Source organism: Deinococcus aquaedulcis, from assembly GCF_019693445.1.
GTDB classification, from domain to species: domain Bacteria; phylum Deinococcota; class Deinococci; order Deinococcales; family Deinococcaceae; genus Deinococcus; species Deinococcus aquaedulcis.
The window spans coordinates 134,292-151,979 of record NZ_JAHRBL010000001.1 but is presented as its reverse complement, the minus strand read 5'-3'; the positions used below and the strand labels follow the sequence as shown (position 1 = coordinate 151,979).

Annotated in this window: 16 protein-coding genes and 1 pseudogene; 9 read left to right on the top strand and 8 right to left on the bottom strand. The window is 66.4% G+C overall.

Annotated elements, in window-relative coordinates; translation table 11 throughout:
• Window positions 1-22: 22 nt before the first annotated feature.
• A complete protein-coding gene (locus KMW22_RS00740; protein ID WP_221088102.1) occupies window positions 23-361 on the bottom strand; it encodes a hypothetical protein in 339 nt (112 codons plus the stop codon).
• A 199-nt stretch (window positions 362-560) separates the two neighbouring features.
• Between KMW22_RS00740 and greA the strand changes: the two genes are divergently transcribed.
• The gene (greA, locus tag KMW22_RS00735) at window positions 561-1,031 is read left to right on the top strand and encodes a transcription elongation factor GreA (RefSeq protein ID WP_221088101.1); all 471 of its coding nucleotides are present in this window, start codon (window positions 561-563) and stop codon (window positions 1,029-1,031) included.
• A gap of 99 nt (window positions 1,032-1,130) precedes the next feature.
• Here the strand turns inward: greA and KMW22_RS00730 are convergent, their stop codons facing one another.
• From KMW22_RS00730 to KMW22_RS00715, 4 genes and pseudogenes are all read right to left on the bottom strand, one after another.
• A complete protein-coding gene (locus KMW22_RS00730; protein ID WP_221088100.1) occupies window positions 1,131-1,625 on the bottom strand; it encodes an NUDIX hydrolase in 495 nt (164 codons plus the stop codon).
• Window positions 1,612-2,709: a peptide chain release factor 1 gene (prfA, locus tag KMW22_RS00725; RefSeq protein ID WP_221088099.1), complete on the bottom strand. Its 1,098-nt coding sequence runs from the start codon at window positions 2,707-2,709 to the stop codon at window positions 1,612-1,614. Before prfA ends, KMW22_RS00730 begins: the two co-directional genes overlap by 14 nt.
• A 420-nt stretch (window positions 2,710-3,129) precedes the next feature.
• A complete protein-coding gene (locus tag KMW22_RS00720; RefSeq protein ID WP_221088098.1) occupies window positions 3,130-4,377 on the bottom strand; it encodes an outer membrane protein assembly factor BamB family protein in 1,248 nt (415 codons plus the stop codon).
• A gap of 182 nt (window positions 4,378-4,559) precedes the next feature.
• Window positions 4,560-5,345: pseudogene (locus KMW22_RS00715) on the bottom strand (transposase).
• A 252-nt stretch (window positions 5,346-5,597) separates the two neighbouring features.
• On the opposite strand from KMW22_RS00715, the gene KMW22_RS00710 reads away from it, so the two are divergent.
• Both KMW22_RS00710 and KMW22_RS00705 read left to right on the top strand, forming a co-directional pair.
• Complete coding sequence (locus KMW22_RS00710; protein WP_221088097.1) at window positions 5,598-6,560, top strand: homoserine dehydrogenase; 963 nt, start codon at window positions 5,598-5,600, stop codon at window positions 6,558-6,560.
• 134 nt (window positions 6,561-6,694) lie between these two features.
• Window positions 6,695-7,954, top strand: a complete 1,260-nt coding sequence (locus KMW22_RS00705) for an MFS transporter (protein WP_221088096.1) — start codon at window positions 6,695-6,697, stop codon at window positions 7,952-7,954.
• Between the two features lie 11 nt (window positions 7,955-7,965).
• Here the strand turns inward: KMW22_RS00705 and KMW22_RS00700 are convergent, their stop codons facing one another.
• On the bottom strand, window positions 7,966-8,613 hold the full coding sequence (locus tag KMW22_RS00700; RefSeq protein WP_221088095.1) for an ArsR/SmtB family transcription factor: 648 nt from the start codon (window positions 8,611-8,613) through the stop codon (window positions 7,966-7,968).
• A 62-nt stretch (window positions 8,614-8,675) separates the two neighbouring features.
• On the opposite strand from KMW22_RS00700, the gene recD2 reads away from it, so the two are divergent.
• The 6 genes from recD2 (at window position 8,676) to KMW22_RS00670 (ending at window position 16,490) form a co-directional block, all read left to right on the top strand.
• On the top strand, window positions 8,676-10,811 hold the full coding sequence (gene recD2, locus KMW22_RS00695; protein ID WP_221088094.1) for an SF1B family DNA helicase RecD2: 2,136 nt from the start codon (window positions 8,676-8,678) through the stop codon (window positions 10,809-10,811).
• A 313-nt stretch (window positions 10,812-11,124) separates the two neighbouring features.
• A complete protein-coding gene (locus tag KMW22_RS00690; RefSeq protein WP_221088093.1) occupies window positions 11,125-13,107 on the top strand; it encodes a DUF4900 domain-containing protein in 1,983 nt (660 codons plus the stop codon).
• Window positions 13,104-13,544, top strand: a complete 441-nt coding sequence (locus KMW22_RS00685) for a type II secretion system protein (RefSeq protein WP_221088092.1) — start codon at window positions 13,104-13,106, stop codon at window positions 13,542-13,544. Before KMW22_RS00690 ends, KMW22_RS00685 begins: the two co-directional genes overlap by 4 nt.
• Window positions 13,531-13,950, top strand: a complete 420-nt coding sequence (locus KMW22_RS00680; protein ID WP_221088091.1) for a hypothetical protein — start codon at window positions 13,531-13,533, stop codon at window positions 13,948-13,950. The genes KMW22_RS00685 and KMW22_RS00680 overlap by 14 nt, the downstream gene beginning before the upstream one ends.
• Window positions 13,947-14,753 (top strand): PilW family protein, encoded by an 807-nt coding sequence (locus tag KMW22_RS00675; RefSeq protein ID WP_221088090.1) that lies wholly within the window; start codon window positions 13,947-13,949, stop codon window positions 14,751-14,753. The genes KMW22_RS00680 and KMW22_RS00675 overlap by 4 nt, the downstream gene beginning before the upstream one ends.
• A gap of 96 nt (window positions 14,754-14,849) precedes the next feature.
• Window positions 14,850-16,490, top strand: a complete 1,641-nt coding sequence (locus KMW22_RS00670) for a CTP synthase (protein WP_221088089.1) — start codon at window positions 14,850-14,852, stop codon at window positions 16,488-16,490.
• A 28-nt stretch (window positions 16,491-16,518) separates the two neighbouring features.
• Here KMW22_RS00670 and KMW22_RS00665 read toward each other — a convergent pair whose 3' ends face one another.
• Both KMW22_RS00665 and coaE read right to left on the bottom strand, forming a co-directional pair.
• Window positions 16,519-16,866 carry a hypothetical protein gene (locus KMW22_RS00665; protein WP_221088088.1) on the bottom strand — a complete coding sequence of 116 codons (348 nt, stop codon included), beginning with the start codon at window positions 16,864-16,866 and terminating at the stop codon, window positions 16,519-16,521.
• 79 nt (window positions 16,867-16,945) lie between these two features.
• Window positions 16,946-17,572, bottom strand: coding sequence for a dephospho-CoA kinase (coaE, locus tag KMW22_RS00660; protein ID WP_221088513.1), 627 nt, complete (start codon window positions 17,570-17,572; stop codon window positions 16,946-16,948).
• Window positions 17,573-17,688: the final 116 nt, after the last annotated feature.

The window sequence follows — 17,688 nt, the reverse complement described above, 5'->3', positions numbered from 1 at the left end:
TTTTGCACGGATAGAACCAGTCTTACTTGTCGGTGCCGGGGAGCGGCGTGGTGCGCTCGGGACCGCCGTCAATACCGCCGCTGCGGTGGGTGCCATCGCCACCGGCCGCGCGGCCTTCGAGATCGCTGTCGCCCGTGTTGTTGGGCACCCCCTGACGGTCCTCGAAGTCGCGGCCTCCCAGGCGGCCATCGTTGAAGCCGGGCTGGTCATTGGGGTTCACGCTCTCCCCCATCACGTCCTCGTGCAGCAGGCTTTCGGCCACCATCTTTTCCTGCAGCAGTTCGCCCGTGGTGCCGTCGTCACGAATCTCGCCCTCGGGGGCGTAGCCGCCGTCTCTGTCCACTCGGTCGTCTCGGGTCATGGCCCCACGCTAGCCCGCGCCCGGCCTGCGCCGGGTGGGACACGGCTGAGCTTGGTCTTTAGAGAACGCGGCGGGAAAGGTGGCCAGAAGCGGCCCGCGCGGGCGGGAGGAGAGAGGGCACCGGTCGGCGGCTCGTCCTGGGCTTCCCGGTTCATCTCACACCGCGCCGGTTGGCGCCGGGGCCTATACTTGACCGTCTATGACCAAAGACCGCATCACCATGACCCAGCGTGGGTATGACAAATTGCTCGAAACGCTGCATTACCTGAAAACCACCAAGCGCGAGGAGATCTCCGAGAACATGGGCCGCGCCATTGAGGACGGCGACCTGCGCGAAAGTGCCGCCTACGACGAAGCCCGCATGCAGCAAAGCGAGAACGAGGCCCGCATTGCCGAACTGGAAAGCCAGCTGGAACGCGCCCTGATCATCGAAGAGGATGCCTCGGGCGGCGCGGGCCTGGGCGCCAGGGTGCGCGTGAAAGACGCCAAGGGCAAGGAGCACCACTTTGAACTGGTGGGCACCTACGAGGTGGACGTGCTCAAAGGCAAGATCAGCGACGCCAGCCCCATCGGCAAGGCCCTGAGCGGCAAGAAGGCGGGCGAGAAGGTGACGGTGCAACTGCCCAAAGGCACCGCCGAATTCGAGATTCTGAGCGTGGACTACGTGTAAAGAGGCATGTAGAGGGCCGGGCGCGGCGTTGGCCCTCAGTAAGAACCGAGTGTGGAGAGATGACTTCTCCACACTCGGTTCCTGCTGACCCGCCGGGCGTTATGACCTGGGCTTCAGGGCCGGGATGCGCAGGCCGCCGCGTCCGTCCCAGCCTTTAAAGGCATAGAAGCGGCCCGGCTCGCCCGTTTTCAGGTAGTCGCTGAGCGGCTCGCGCATGGGCGGGGCCTCAATTTTTTCCAGGGCTTCTTCAGGGGTGCAAAAGCGCGCCTCGACAATAAAGCCGTCGGGGTCGGCAGGGTTGAGCAGGCCGTCCCAGGTGGCTTCAAAGGCCACGGCGATGGCCCGCTCGCCCCGGCGCTCGTCTTCGATATGCACCGTGTAGGCCATGTGCTTGATGCCGGTGAGCTTCAGGCCGGTTTCCTCGTAGATCTCGCGGTACAGGGCTTCGGGGAGGGTTTCGCCGTGTTCCACCACGCCGCCGGGCAGGGTGTGGCGCACGCGGCCGTGCCCCTGCCAGTCGTTGCCCACCAGCAGCACCCGCCCAAAGCGGTCGCGCAAAATACCGGCGGCCACCAGCAGGTCACGCCGCCCCATGCTGCTCCTCCCCAGCCATCTCCAGCAGTTGCCGCTCGCGCTGCGCGCGGGCCAGCGCCGCCACGACCGGCGCCAGGGCCCCGGTCATCACCGTGTCCAGGGGGTGGTTTTTACTCTCCCCTTCCAGGCGGTGGTCGGTCACGCGGTTTTGCGGGTAGTTGTAGGTGCGGATCTTCTCGCTGCGTTCGCCCGTGCCCACCTGCGCGGCGCGGTCACTGCGCTCCTGGGCCTCGCGGGCGGCGCGTTCACGCTCGGCGAGGCGCGCGGCGAGCACCTGCAGGGCCTTTTCGCGGTTCTTGATCTGCGAGCGGCCGTCCTGGCACACCACCATGATCTCGTCGGGGGTGCCGGGGCGGTACACGGCGCGCACGGCGGAGTCGGTGGTGTTCACGCCCTGTCCGCCCGCGCCCTGCGAGCGGAACACGTCAATGCGCACCTCGCTCAGGTCCAGCTGCACCTCGCCCACTTCCGCTTCGGGCAGCACGGCCACGGTGACCGTGCTGGTGTGAATGCGGCCCTGGCTTTCGGTGGCGGGCACGCGCTGCACGCGGTGCACGCCGCGCTCCCACTTGAAGGCGCGGAAGGCGCCGTCGCCGGTGACCTCGGCCACCACCTTGCTGGCGCCGCCCAGGTCACTCTCGCTGGCGTCCAGCACATTTAGGCGTAGGCCCGCGCCCTCGGCGTAGCGGGTGTACAGGCGCAGCAGGTCCATCACGAACAGCCCGGCCTCGGCGCCGCCGGCCCCGGCACGCAGCTCCAGAATCACGTCCTTCTGGTCGTCGGGGTCGGTGGGCAGCAGGAGCACCACCAGTTCGCCTTCCAGTTCGGCCGCCCGGGCTTCGAGCTGCTGAATCTCCTGAGCGGCGAGGTCACGCATATCGGGGTCCGCGAGCAGTTCGCGGGCGCCCGCAAGGTCGGCGTCCACCTGCTCGCGCTCGCGCAGCACGGTCATCAGGGGCAGCAGTTCGCGGTGGCGGCGCGTCAGCCGGGCGTACTCGCGTGGATCAGCCAGGGCGGCAGGGTCGCCCAACGCACGCTCGACCATCCCGAATTCGGAGGCGAGGGCCGAGAGCCGGGCGCTCACGTTCGCCAGCCGCGCCGACGCCGGGACACCCCAGGCAGACGGAAGATACAGAAGGTGGACACAGGCAACATAGGCGCAGTCTAGCGTCCAGCCATATCGCGCAGCTGACACGGCACCCGCGTGAATTCCTTACGTTTGGGAGGGTTGGCGGGCGTGATGGGGCAGGCCGGGTCTGGCGGAGCAAGGGGGCGGACAGTTTGGAGAGCCGCCGACACGACCCCTGCAAATCCGCCGTGTGGGACGACAGGCCCGCTACTCCCATTGCTCCGCCGCTTTCCAAGTCCAGCCTCGGCGGCGCCGCTCTGCGAGTCCCCCAAAAGAAGGGAGAGACCCATCTCCAGTGAAACGCGCCAGCTGAAACGTACCCTTACCGATCCAGCGCTGAAACAACCCACCGCGAATAGGAGTTGAAAGATTGGATTAGCGGACTGGACGGAACGCGTTCAGCGTCTGCCCCCACACGAGAATCTGGTTATTCCGGGCGTCGTACTTCGGCGTGCCTTTCACGAACTGCGTATCACCCAGGTCTCCACTGTGTCCCAGCACTGTTCCGGACGCCGCATCAATGGCCCAGAAGGTGTTGTTGCTGGCATACACCACGCCGTTGAGCACCAGTGGATGCTGAACAAAGCTCGCATGGTGCCCCACCGGTGCATCGAACACCCACTCCTGAGCGCCGGTCTGCACATTCCAGGAACTGAAGCAATGATCACCACGGGGCACGGCAAGTACGTGTGAGTCGTGCACGTCTAAAAACGCGTAGAGAGTCGTCGCACCACCCGGACAAGTGAACGGCGGGCTGGTCCAGACCGGCTCCCCCGTCTCCTGCCGGAAGCCCTGGAAGCGGTTGGTGCCATCCAAGTTCGCCACCACCATGCCGCTGCCGGTTCCAATGACTGAGCCCACAGGGTACGCATACGTGGAACTGTCTTGTAACCGTCGTTCCCAACGCAGTGTCCCCGTGCGGGCCTCCAGCACCCGTACCGTCGTCCGGCTGGTGCGGGCGGCCTGATTGACTTCCACCAGCCCGTACGCCAGCGTGCCTGTCGTGGTGTCCAGCGCCACGTTATCGAGCGACCTCCGCAGGGGACCCTCATGCTCATGAGTCTGCTGCCACACGGGTGTGACCTGAACCTGGGCTGGATTGATCAGGTCATCCATGTCATACGCGATGAGGTAGCGGGTCATGCGGAGAATCATCAGATCACCCAGCGTCACCAGCTCGTGGATGTTTGAAGGCGTTCCATCTTCACGAACGACCTCATCTGGGAGCGGGATCGTTTTTCGCACGATATTGGTCCGTGGCTCGCGCACGATCAGACCGTCGGTGTAGTGGTAGGAGATCAGCAGGCCAGCGTGAGTGGCGCTGTAGTTGCCTGTGATGTCCGCTGCGTTGGTGGTGCCCGTCTCACTGGGGTAGGGGCGGCGCCACAGGACCTGTTGGGTCGCGGTGTCCACGGCCACAGTACCGAGAACCTTGGTCATGCGGTCATTGAGTTCCTGGCTGATGTACGCACCTTCGCTCAGGGCAGGATGGGCGCTGGCTGGCAGTTTGAGTTGCCACAGAGGCCGGAGAGAAGCCGAGTGACTGGGGGTTGGTGTTGAAGACGAACTGGAGCAGGCGCTGAGAACAGCAGTGGTCAGAACGGCGAATAAGGTCCAGCGCATGGAAGTCTCCTGAGGCCACTGTCATGCAGGCAACTCGTGGTCAGCATCGTCGTGCACCCAGGGCTATACACAGGATTGTGTCACCCTTCGATGTTCTTAGGAAGGAGATTTTCGCGTGAAGAACTTAGACGGTGTGACCATCCTGAGCGACTCCTTGGGCGTTGGGGTTGGTTGAAAGGCCATCAGCTGTTGAAATCAAGGAATTTTAGGTGATGCGCCACGATAGTCAGCGCAACCTTGAGCCGCAGGTTGAGATACGTTTTGACCTGACCTCAGCACAGTCCCTCCCCGACCAGCACGGAGAACGCGGATCCCACGCACGTCCCGGCAGCGCCGTACTCAGCTCTCCATCGCAAATCATCTCGTCTGGCATTGACCTTGGGTGGCGTCAGACACGTCCCTGACTGATAGCCCTTAATCCCCAATCTGCTTTGGGCCTCCATAAGAGGGCCAATCTTAGTTCATCTCGCAGAGCACGCTGAAATCGTGCTGATTTGCGGGGCGAATCTCGTACTTGGCGATCTTGCCATTCAGGGTGCACCAGGCAGGCAGCTTGAAACCGTAAACCGGTCCAGCGGTGCTGAACCCATATCGGGCGCCAGGAAATTTGCACCGTGGAGCGCGCTTAAATGTCGAGACGGGCAGGGGCTGCGAATCCACGACGACGAGGTCCAGTGCTGGACTTCTGTAGCAAGCTGTTCGATCACCGGGGTCAGCCGGACGAGCCGGATGTGGGCCTGGGGATCAGACGGAGAGTGCGGGAAATGGTTGAGTTTGAGAAAGCGCCACCAGCAGCTGAAATACGACACCTTGTGCAGCTTCTGGAGAAGCGCCACCGCCAACAGGTCCGCGTCCGAGATCTTCTCGTGGGAATGGATGAGCTTGGGCGGAATGTGCGGCTGAATACAGCGGCTCAGCAGGGTAACGGCAACACTCAGCGGCAATAAAGCGAGATCGGGACGCCCCATAAGCACCGTCCCTTTCGCATTTTTTGCTCTCTGAGTCAACCCCTATTCACGGTAACGCGTATCGAACGGGCTGCCTCTGTTCTGCAGCGACTTCCTGGTTCAATGCTCGGACATGCGTCACGGCTCCGCCTTGCTTTGCCGCTCCGTAAGTCTTTCTGATCGAGAGAAGTCCACCACACGGCACGTACTTTTCTCGCCATGCGTCTAACCCGGTCCCCGGCCTTTGTGCCGGGCGGCGCTACAGTCGGGCGCATGAGAACCGTGACTGTGGGGCTGCTGGGCTGCGGCACCGTGGGCCAGAATGTGCTGACCCTGATCGAGCGCCGCGCCGCCATCTTTGCCGACCTGGGCGTGCGGATTGAGGTGGCCGGGGTGCTGGTGCGTGACCCGGGCAAGCCCCGCGACTGCCCCCCCGGCACCCCATTGACGGCGGACCCCGCCTTCTTGCAGGAGTGCGGCGTGGTGATTGAGGCGATGGGCGGCGTTGAGCGGCCCCTGGCCCTGCTGCATCCCTACCTGCGCTCCGGGCGGCCGGTGATCACCGCCAACAAGGCGCTGCTGGCCGAACGCTGGGACGACCTGCGCGAGTACGCCCTGAACGGCAAGCTGTACTACGAGGCTTCGGTCATGGCCGGAACCCCGGTGATTGGCCCCATGAGCACGGTGCTGCGCGCCAGCACCTTTACCCGCCTGCAGGCGGTCCTGAACGGCACCTGCCTCTACATCCTGAACCAGATGGAGGGCGGCAAATCCTACGAGCAGGCCCTGTCCGAAGCGCAGGCCCTGGGCTACGCCGAGGACCCGCCCACGCTGGACGTGGGGGGCTTCGACACCGCCCACAAGCTGACCGTGCTGGCCCGCTTCTGTGCCGACGGTAACTTCCGCTACGAGGACGTGGAGGTGCAGGGCATTGAAGGCGTGACCCTGGACGACGTGCAGGCGGCGCGTGCCCGGGGCGAACGCATCAAGCTGGTGGCCGAACTGGCGCGCGAGGGCGACAGCTGGCGGGGCCGGGTGTCGCCGCAGTCCCTGCCCGACAGCCACGCGCTGTGTAACGGCGGTGCGGGCCGCAACGCCATGGTGTACGAGGGTGAGGAATGCGGCACCCTGCTGTTTGCCGGCGGCGGCGCGGGCGGCATGGTCACCGCCAGCGCCATGGTGGGCGACCTGCTGGACTGGGTGATTGGCTTCCCCGGCCACGTGCCGCTGCACTGAAAGGAGAAGTCGAAGCGCCGCAGGAGGGGGGTGCCGCGCAACAGCGGCCCCCTTGCCGGCCAGCCCCGGGGCCCTGTCCCCCTACTTCACGCCGGGCCTCGCACCTGGAGTAGCCCGGGGCGCACGCTGGGGCCATGACGCTGCCGCCTGCCCCAACCCCGGCCCCGGACCGCCTGTGGAACCGCTCGTTTGTGCTGTGGTGGCTGGGCAGCGCCCAGAGTGCCCTGGGCACCGCCCTGGCCGGGATCGCCACCAGCTTTCTGGTGCTGCACCAGACCGGCAGCGCGGGTCTGATGGGTGTAAACCTTGCCCTGGCCCTGCTGCCGGGGTTGCTTGCCCCGCTGTTCGGCACGCTGGTGGACCGCCTGCCGCTGCGCCTGCCCCTGGTGCTGGGCAACGTGCTGCGCGGGCTGCTGCAACTGGGCGTGGGCCTGCTGGCCCTGCGGGGCGAGGTGCCCCTGGGCGTCATCTACGCCGCGTCCCTGCTGACCGGGTTGATCGGCGCGTTTTACGGGCCGGCCAGCATGGGCATTACGCCCCGGCTGGTGCCGCCGGATCAGGTGCAGCGCGCCGCCGGGCTGATGCAGGGCGCCGCGCAGACCATGCAACTGGTGGGGCTGGTGGGCGGCGGGATGCTGGTGGGCACCCTGGGCAGCGCGCCCGCCCTGCTGCTGGACGGCGCCTCGTTCCTGCTGTTTGCAGGGCTGCTTCTGCTGGTGCAGCTGCCAGCCCGCGCGGCCCAGGCGGCGCGGCCGTCGTTCTGGTCCGACTTCGGCGCGGGGCTGGCCTATGCCCGGCAAAGCCCCCTGATTCTGGGCTTGCCCGCGCTGGCGTTCCTGCTGAACGCCTCGTTCGCGCCGCTGGAGATGCTGCTGCCCGCCCGCATGAGCGCCCTGGGGGCCGGCGCGCAGGGCTTCGGTCTGTTCTTCGGCCTGATGCTGGGGGGGCTGGCCCTGGGCAGCTTCACCCTGGCGGCGCTGGGACAGCGGCTGTCGCCCGCACGCCTGAGCGTGTGGGGTTTAGCCGGCATGGGCGCGGCGGTGCTGGCCCTGAGCCTGTCGCAGAGTGCCGGGCAGATGTACGCGCTGGCCGCCCTGCTGGGCCTGTTCAATGCCGCCACCAATGTCTCGATTGGGGTGATTTTCCAGCAGCGCGTGGACCCGGCCTTTTACGGCCGCGTGGGCAGCCTGCTGACGATGGTGAGCATGGCCGGGATGCCCCTGGTCCTGCTGGCCCTGGCCCCGGTGGCGGACCGAGTGCCCATCGCCACCGTGTTCGCCGTGGCAGGCGCGCTGTCCCTGCTGGCCGCCCCAGTGTGGGCCGGCCTGCTGCGCCATGACCGGAGTGCGGCTCTGCCCAGCCCTGTCACTGCCCCCCTCCCCGCCAAGCCGTGAGGGAAAATGGCTCATGGCTCATGGCCCCCCTGCACCGGCGTGAACAGCAACCCCAGTAGACAGGGCTGAGCACCCGGGGCCGCCTGGTCGGCGGTCGCCTGCCCGTCCACCCAGGCCAGCAGGTCGCGCAGGCGCGTTTCCAGTTCGCGCTGGCTCTGCGGGGTCAGGGTCCGGCGCCCCATGTTGCCCACGGCGCCGTGGGGGGGTGCCCCGCTCAGGGTCTGCGGCGCCACGCTCATACCCAGCTGGCCCAGCGCGTCGGTGGCCATTATCAGTTCGGTGCCGCTGTCCCCCGCAAACAGCCGCGCCAATTCGTGGGTGACCTCCTGAACAAAAACGGTGCCCACGCGGGCGAGCAGTTCTTCGACCGTGGCGTGCGGCGTGAGGGCAAAGGGGACCCGGAAGGTGCGGGCCACCGCGCGGTACAGCTTGATGGGGCGCCCATCCCGGGGCCGCTCGCCCGCCACCGTCACCAACCCGGCCCCCAGCAGCCGCGTGAGGTGGTGGTGTGTGGTTTTCAGCGGGCGCCCGCAGCGCCGCGCGACCTCACTGGCGCTGAGGGCCTGGGGCACGAGGGGGCCCAGGACGTCCAGGGCGTCTTCGGCCAGCAGCAGCCGGGCCTGTTCTGGGGTGCGCGCGGTGAAAGCGTCGGGGAGCACGTCCCCAGTGTGCCATTCCGCTCACGACGAAATGGCATGGGCCACGCTATGCTGTGAGTCTCATGTCGGCCGCCCCTCCCACTGAAGCTTTCCGCGTGTCTGGCGGCGTCAACAAGGTGCGGTTTCGCGCCGAATCCGGCTTTACGGTCATGTCGGCCCGTATTCGCAACACAGAGGGTGAGGACCCCGACGCCACCGTGATTGGCGTGATGCCACCCCTGGAAGCGGGCGACACCTTCAGCGCCGAGGTGCTGATGGAAGAGCACCGCGAATACGGCTACCAGTACCGGGTGCTGAACATGGTCCTGGAAGCCCAGCCCGCCGACCTCACCGAAGCCGGGGTGGCGGCCTACCTGGAAGCGCGCGTGGGCGGCGTGGGCAAGGTGCTGGCCGGGCGCATTGCCAAGACTTTTGGGCCCGGCACCTTCGACGTGCTGGAAACCGAACCCGAGCGCCTGCTTCAGGTGCCCGGCGTGACACAAAGCACCCTGCACAAGATGGTGCAGAGCTGGTCGCAGCAGGGCCTGGAGCGGCGCCTGCTGGCCGGCTTGCAGGGCCTGGGCCTGAGCATCTCGCAGGCGCAGCGGGCGGTCAAACACTTTGGCGAGACCGCCCTGGAACGCCTGGAAGCCGATCTGTTCGCGCTGACAGAAGTGGAAGGCATTGGCTTTGTCACCGCCGACAAGCTGTGGCAGGCCCGGGGCGGCGCGCTGGACGACCCCCGGCGCCTGACGGCCGCCGCCGTCTACGCGCTGCAGCAGGCCGCGCAGCAGGGCGGGCACTCGTACCTGCCCCGGGGCCGGGCCGAGAAGGGCGTGGCGCACTACACCCGCGTGACCCCCGCGCAGGCCCGCTTGGCAGTGGACACAGCGGTGGAACTGGGCCGCCTGACCGACGACGCCCCGCCCCTGCTGGACACCGAAGACGCCCTGCATGACCCCAGCCGCATTTACCTGCCCCCGGTGCTGCGCGCCGAGAAAAAGCTGGCCGGCCTGATCCGCACCCTGCTGGCCACCCCGCCGGCTGGGCAGGACTGGACGGTGCCCCGGGGCGCGGCCAAAGGCCTATCCGAGGAACAGGCCAGCGTGCTGAATCTGCTCGAAGACCACCGTCTGGTGGTGCTGACGGGCGGCCCCGGCACCGGCAAGAGCACCACCACCCGCGCGGTGGCCGATCTGGCCGAGAAGCTGGGCCTGGAGGTGGGCCTGTGCGCCCCCACCGGCAAGGCCGCGCGGCGGCTAGGCGAGGTTACGGGCCGCACCGCCAGCACCATTCACCGCCTGCTGGGGTACGGCCCGGCGGGCTTCCGGCACAACCACCTGGAGCCGGCGCCCTACGACCTGCTGATCGTGGACGAGGTGAGCATGTGCGGCGACGGGCTGATGCTCTCGCTGCTCTCGGCGGTGCCGCCCGGAGCCCGGGTGCTGCTGGTGGGCGACACCGACCAGCTGCCCCCGGTGGACGCGGGCCTGCCCCTGCACGCGCTGACCCAGGTGGCCCCCACCGTGCGCCTGACCCAGGTGTACCGTCAGGCGGCGCAGAACCCGATTATCCGCGCGGCCCACGGCCTGCTCACTGGACAGCCCCCGGTGTGGGGTGACCCCCGCCTGAACCTCAGCGAAACCGAGCCAGACACCGGCGCGCGGCGCGTGGCGCTGCTGGTGCGCGATCTGGGCGGACCGGGGCAGGTGCAGGTGCTGACCCCCATGCGCAAGGGGCCGCTGGGCGTGGAAATGCTCAACCACCACCTGCAGAGCCTCTTTAACCCCGGCGAGGGCGGCGTGCGCATTGCCGACGGGCAGGCCCGCGCCGGAGACGTGGTGGTGCAGACGAAAAACGACTACACCAACGAGGTCTTTAACGGCACCGTGGGCACGGTGCTGAAAGATGGCGGCGGGCGCCTGACCGTGGACTTTGACGGCAACGTGGTGGAACTGGCAGGCGCCGAACTGTTCAACCTGCAACTGGGCTACGCCCTGACGGTGCACCGCGCCCAGGGCAGCGAATGGGGCACCGTGCTGGGCGTGCTGCACGAGGTGCACATGCCCATGCTGAGCCGCAATCTGGTGTACACGGCGCTCACCCGGGCCCGTGAACGCTTTTTCGCGGTGGGTTCGGCCAGTGCCTGGGCTAAGGCCGCCGGGCGCCAGCGCGAGGAACGCTGCACCGCGCTGCTGGAACGGATTCGCGGGCGGTAGCCGACTGATAAGGATTCCGGTTAATCAGTTGTCCCATAACTGATCAACCCAACGCGAGGGGCTCGCGGAGCGGCGCGACAGAGAAGGAAGAGCGGTGACGGAGAGGAGCAAACGCACCGGAGCGACGCGGCGGGGTTGTCACGGATGATCCGGAAGCCGTATGGGCCCTGCTTCGTCCCTTGCTGACCAGGCACAGACCAACTGACCGCCCCTCTAACAGAAATCTGACAACTTGCCAACCAAGTTTAGGATTTTCCACACGCCCCAGAACGGGGGGTGAGATTTTTCGCACCGGCCTTTCATACTGGGGGCTATGCCGCCGAACCACCGCACCCAGGGCGCGACCCTGATCGTGACCCTGCTGATGGTGATGCTGATGCTGGCCGTCATCATGAGCGTGACCGCGCAGGTTACGCTGTCCACCCGCCGTTCCAGCAGTGACCAGGAAGCCACCCTGCGCGCCCAATACGCCGCCGAATCTGGCGTGGCGCGGGTTCAGGCGCGGCTGCGCACGGCCCAGATTCTGATTGGCAGCGCCCAGTATCCCACCAACATCACCATTCCGCAGATTGAAGCGGACATTGCCGCGTTGTGTGGCCTGAGCAGCCTGCCCGCTGCCCTGCCCAACGGCGCCGAGGTCTGTAACCTGAGCACGCGGGCCGAGGGCCTGAATGAAACCACACCCCTCAACCCCCGCGTGAGTGTGCTGCTGCGGGGCACGGGCGCGGCCCAGTTCGCCGCCGCCGGCATGCCCGGCACCACCGAAACAGAGCGCAGCCGCTTCTGGTCGGACCTGTTTTCTGGCACGGCGGGCGTGCTGCTCAGCGGCACCCAGAACGGCGCCAGCTACCGCGTGAACTACGGCCTGCAACCCACACGCGTGGTCAAGGACAGCCCGGTAGCCTACCGGGTCTTCTTTGAGGTGCCCACGGCCAAAATCACAGGTGAAGCCGGCGGCGCCACCCGGCGCCTGACAGTGCGCCCCGGGCAAAACGAACTGAACCTGCTGATCCGGCGGCCCTCGCTGGCCCCCAACGCGCTGTTTACGAACCACCATTACCTCAGCGCCCAGGCTGAAAGCAGCGGCAGCGGGATCTACTTCACCAGCCGCACGCTGTTCAGCGGCCCGGTGCACACCAACCAGCACTTCAACTTCGTGGGCAAGCCTTGGTTTGGCGGCGCCGTCACCAGCGCGGGCTGCCCGGCCGGGCAGATCATCAGCGGGGCAAACGGGCCCACCTGCGGCGCGGCGGCCAATCCCGGCGCCACCTTCAACAGCACCTTCGTGCCCGTGGGCAGCATGAACCCCAGTCCACAGGCGCCCTCACACTGCGCGGGGACCAGCTGCGCCACCCCGCAGTTCACGCAGGGGGTGAACTGGAATAGCCCCTATATCCAGCTGCCCGAAAACGGCAGTGACCAGCAGCAGGAAGCCCTTCAGGGCGGCATCAACATTCCCGGTAACGTCAGCCAGATGCAGCTGTATCAGGACACGGTCAACGGCCAGACGGTGCAGCGCATCACCTACACCACGTCCAGCGGCACCGTGCAGCTGGCACTTACCGAGACCGGCGGCCTCCTCATGCTGGACCCCACCGGCCAGTGGCAGGGCGCCGCGCGCCAACCCGACGGCTCGTTCCTGCCGGGCGCATCTTCTACCTTTAACGGCGTGCTGTACGTGGCCGGCAGCGTCCAGAACCTCAGTGCCGGGCCCAATAGCCCCTCTGGCGCCGCAGTGGCGTCCTTTGCAGGGCTAACCCTGGCGGCCTCCGGGGACATCAACATCACCAGCAGCCTGCGCTACGCCGATCCGCCCTGCACCGGCAAGCACACGGTCAACAACGGCACGGTCACGCCCGCCACGTGTAACAACCTGAGCACCAGGAACATCCTGGGTATCTATTCGGCGCAGGGCAACGTGAACCTCATGAAAGACCAGATGGGCAATGAGCCGGCCATTCACGCGGTGCTGATGGCTGGCACTGGCGCGGTGCAGGTGGACAAGTACAACCAGGGCGAGGCCAAGGGCGACATGAACCTCATCGGCGGAATTATCGAGAACTACTACGGCGCGTTTGGCACCTTCAGCGGGGACACGCCGACCAGTGGGTACGGGCGCAACTTCGTGTTCGACCCCCGCACCCTGCAGGGCTATGAACCGCCCTTTTTCCCCACTGCCCGCAACTGGCAGATTGGACTGATGGACAGCCCTGCGGCCGTGCAGCCCACTATCCTGCCACTGCGGCTACGCGGTGCGAGCGTCAGCGCCACTGAAACCCAGCAGGGGTACGAATGAAGCGCGAGGGCTTTACGCTGCTGGAACTGCTGGTCGTGATGGCCATTCTGGGCATTCTGGCCGGGGTGTTGGGCTTCAACCTGCTGGGCAGCTACCGCGCCACCCAGCTGCGCGAAGCCGCCTCGCAGCTGACGGGCGACCTGCGCCAGGCGCGCGGCGACACCCTGAAAAGCGGGCAGGATATTCAGCTGGATGTGACCTTGAACACGCCCGCCTACACCGTCACGCGCGGCACTGATACCCCCCAGACCCGCACCCTGCCGGGCGGCGTGGTGGTGGCGGCTGTCACAGGCGGCAACCAGGTGAAATACGAGGCGCCCAACGGCACCACGGATGGCACCGGCGTGGTCTGGACCCTGCGTCACCCCGGCGGGCGCGAAACCAATGTCAAAGTGGTGGGGATCACCGGGAAGGTCATGATCGATGCGACGAACTGAAACGCAAGCTGGAATCACGATTGTTGAGGTGCTGGTGGGCGTGCTGCTGGTCAGCGTGATTGTGATGGTCGTGTTGACCCCCCTGACTGGCTTTTTCGGCCTGACCCGACGCAGCACCCAGCAGGTGGGCGCCACCCAGACTGCCCAGGGCCTGCTGGAAACCATCCGGGGCGACTGGCTGTCGGTCGCCATGTACGACCAGCGCTGCACCACCGCCACCATTCCGGCAGGCGCCACCTTGACCGTCACCAATCTGGACCTGAACGGAAACGCCACAGGCACGGTGACGCTGAACGCCAGTTGCAGCGGCAACGCGCCGGACCCCGCCCCCATGCGCCGGTTACAGCTGGCGGTGCTGCAGGGCGATGGACGCTCCAGCCTCAGTGTGGATGTGGCCCGCCCATGAACAGCACCGGTTTTACCCTGATTGAACTGCTGGTGGCCGTGGCCCTGGCCCTGATCGTGCTGTTTGCCGCCTCGAATCTGCTCATTTCCAGTTCGGGCAGCGCCACGAACCTGCAGGCGCGCAACGATCTGCTGCAAGAAGGGCAGATCGCCATGAACTACATCGCCACCAACGTGCGCGAGGCAGCGTATGTGTACCCGAACGGCACCACGCTGAATCTGGGGGGTGGATACACCACCGCGCGCCCAGGCGGCGGCAACTGGGTGGTGGGCGACGCCACCGCGCCGATTCTGGCGTTCATTCGCTCGCCCCGGGTGATGACAGGTACTCCCTGTTTTAACCCCACCACGAACACGATCAGCAACCAAGACGCCTGCTACAAATTCATCGCTTACTACCCCGTCCTGCGCAGCGGGTGGGTGTCCAATGCCACCGGCGAAAACAACCCCGGGGCAGACGCGGCCAATGCGAGCCGCTGGCTGCTGGTGGAATACACCAGGAACCTGCCCTCCAACGCGCCGCCTGCCCTGTCCAGCCTGGGCAGCCTGAATGTTTCCGGCGGCAGCGGCAAGCTGCTGCTGGACTACGTGCAGCCCGCTGTGACCAACCTGCCGCGCCTGTTCACCATCCAGGCCGACACCCCCCAGACCCCCGGCAACGTGCGTGTGACCCTGAACCTCAGCCTCAGCCGCCTGACTTCGGGCAAGGAGGTCAATATCCCGGCGCGCACCTCTGCGGACCCCAGCACCTGGACCCAAACGCTGAGCGCCGCGCCGCGCAACATTGGCACCCTGCCCCCGTAATCCCCAGGGGCGTGCTACCATGAAATCCCGGAGGCCGAGCGCCCCGGTTTTTCTTTTTGGTTCCCGCAGGTGGGGATCAGGCGCTCGCGGTCAGGCATGAAATACATCTTTGTAACGGGCGGCGTGGTGAGCAGCCTTGGGAAGGGCGTGGCGAGCGCCAGTTTGGGTGCATTGCTGCGCGCACGCGGCTACAAGGTCACGGCGGTCAAGATTGACCCTTACATCAACATTGACGCGGGCACCATGCGGCCCTACGAACACGGCGAGGTCTTCGTGACCGCCAGTGGCGCCGAGACGGATCTGGACATCGGCAACTACGAGCGCTTTCTGGACCTGGATATTCCCCCGGGCAGCAACATCACTACCGGGCAGGTGTACCAGGAAGTGATTCGTAAGGAGCGCGCCGGGGATTACCTGTCGCAGACCGTGCAGGTCATTCCGCACGTCACGGACGAAATTAAGCGCCGCATCCGCGCCGCCGGCGAGACGGCGGGCGCCGAGATCGTGCTCATTGAGGTGGGCGGCACGGTGGGCGACATTGAGTCGCTGCCCTTTCTGGAAGCCATCCGGCAGTTCAAGTTCGACGAGGGCGACGACAACGTCCTGTACCTGCACCTCACGCTGGTGCCGTACCTGGGCACCAGCAACGAGTTCAAGACCAAGCCCACCCAGCACTCGGTGGCGGAACTGCGCTCGGTGGGCATCAGCCCCGACATCGTGATGGTGCGCAGCAAGGAAAAGCTGCCGCCCGAGATCACCCGCAAGATTGCGGCCTTTACGTCCGTGCGCGAGAACCGGGTGTTTTCCAGTTACGACGTCTCGCACGTCTACGAGGTGCCGCTGGCCCTGGAAGAGCAGGGGCTGGGCAAGGTCGTGGAAAACCTGCTCTCGCTGGAACGCATTCACCCGAACCTGGGCGTGTGGCAGAACGCGGTCAAGACCATCAAGCAGCCGGCGCGCGAGGTCACGATTGCCATTGCGGGCAAGTACACCGCCATGCCCGACGCCTACCTGTCCCTGATGGAGTCGCTGACCCACGCGGGCATTGCCAACGACGCCCGCGTGAACATCCGCTGGGTGAACGCCGAGGAATTGGCCGACCCCAGCGTCTCTGACGAGGACGTGCAGGCCCGGCTCTCAGGCGCCGACGGCATCCTGGTGCCCGGCGGCTTTGGCATTCGCGGCATTGAGGGCAAGATCCGCGCCGCGCAATACGCCCGCGAAACCGGCACGCCCTACCTGGGCATCTGCCTGGGCATGCAGATTGCGGTGATTGAATATGCGCGCCACAAGGCGGGCCTGGCAGGCGCCAACTCCGCCGAGTTCGACGAATACGCGCCCCACAAGGTCATTGACCTGATGCCCGAACAGCTGGAAGTGGCCGGCATGGGCGGCACCATGCGCCTGGGCGACTGGCCCATGAACCTGGCGGCCGGCACCAAGATTGCCGAACTCTACGGCGTGGCCCAGGGCGGCGTGGTCAAGGAGCGTCACCGCCACCGCTTTGAGGTGAACCCCGTCTACACTGACCAACTGAAGGCGGCCGGGCTGGTCATCAGCGGTGTGACCCCCGGTGTGGCCGGGCGCGGCGCCGGACTGGTGGAAAGCATCGAGATTCCGGGCCACCCCTACTTCGTCGCCCTGCAGGCCCACCCCGAGTTCAAGAGCCGCCCCATGCGCCCCAGCCCGCCGTTTGCCGGCTTTATTGCGGCGGCGCTGAAAGGAAGTGGGAAGTAGGGTGTAGTGGGCATTCAAGAAGGGCTTGTCAGAGGCGATGCTGGATGGTGAGTGCATGACGTTGACCGGGTTTTGGTCCTCGAATCCAACTGCCCTCTGGCAAGGCAAACCATTCAAGGGTTTGCCGTATGCATTCAATCGCCTCGTCTACGCGCAATGGGTTAACTTCGATGTCGAGAATAACTGTACCCATGCCTGCCCCAGCACCCGTGATTACTCCAAGATGTGCGTTGTGCAACGCTGCTCCAAGCACGTCCTCTATCTCATCTCGGTCAATACGGTCAGCGCCATTGACATCGCGGGCGTTCAAAATAATTTCAAGAAATGCCCCTGGTGACATAGATTCAGCGTAGCTTTTTGCTCGTGCGTTAGGCATGGAACACTATAAGAACTGGTGCAGAAACGGGTGAGAGGGGCGCGGCTGAGTGCGCGTCCCTTCCCTGTTCTCCCACTTCCTACTCCCCACCCTCCACTTCCTCCACAGCCCACAGTCCACGACCCACAACCCCCGCCACCTGGGCCTCCAGCGCCGCCAGATCACCGGTGTTCTCAATCACCCAGGTGGCCCGGCGGCGCTTCTCTTCGGCAGGAAGTTGCCGGGCGTCGCGGGCCAAGATGTCCTCGCGGGTCAGGCCGCCCCGGGCCAGGGCGCGTTCCAGGCGCAGCTCCAGCGGGGCATCCACCACCAGCACGGCGTCCATACCTGCGTCCAGCCCCCCTTCAAAAAGCAGCGGCACGTCCTGCACCACCCAGGCCTCGCCCCGGTCGGCCGCCGCCTGTTCCAGCACGGCCATGCGCGCCCGCACCCGGGGATGCACGATGGCGTTCAGGTCGGCCACCGCCGCCGGGTCCGGGAACACGCGGGCGGCCAGGGCGGCGCGGTCCAGCACGCCCGCCTGCACGGTGCCAGGAAAGCGGGCCTCAATCTGGGCCAGCACCTCGGGCTCGGCGGTGACCAGCCGGGCCTGTTCGTCGGCGTCCAGCACGGTGAAGCCGTGGGCGCGCAGCAGAGCGGCCACCGTGCTTTTGCCGGCACCAATGCTGCCGGTCAGGCCCAGGCGGCGCGGGCGGGGAGGGACCATCTTCACGCCCCCGACTGTACAGGCTGCGCGCCCGTCAGATGGGCGTCACGGAGGCCGCGAACACTGCCGCTATGCTGCCCCCGCCCTCTCACGGCCACTTCACCCGATTTGTCGGC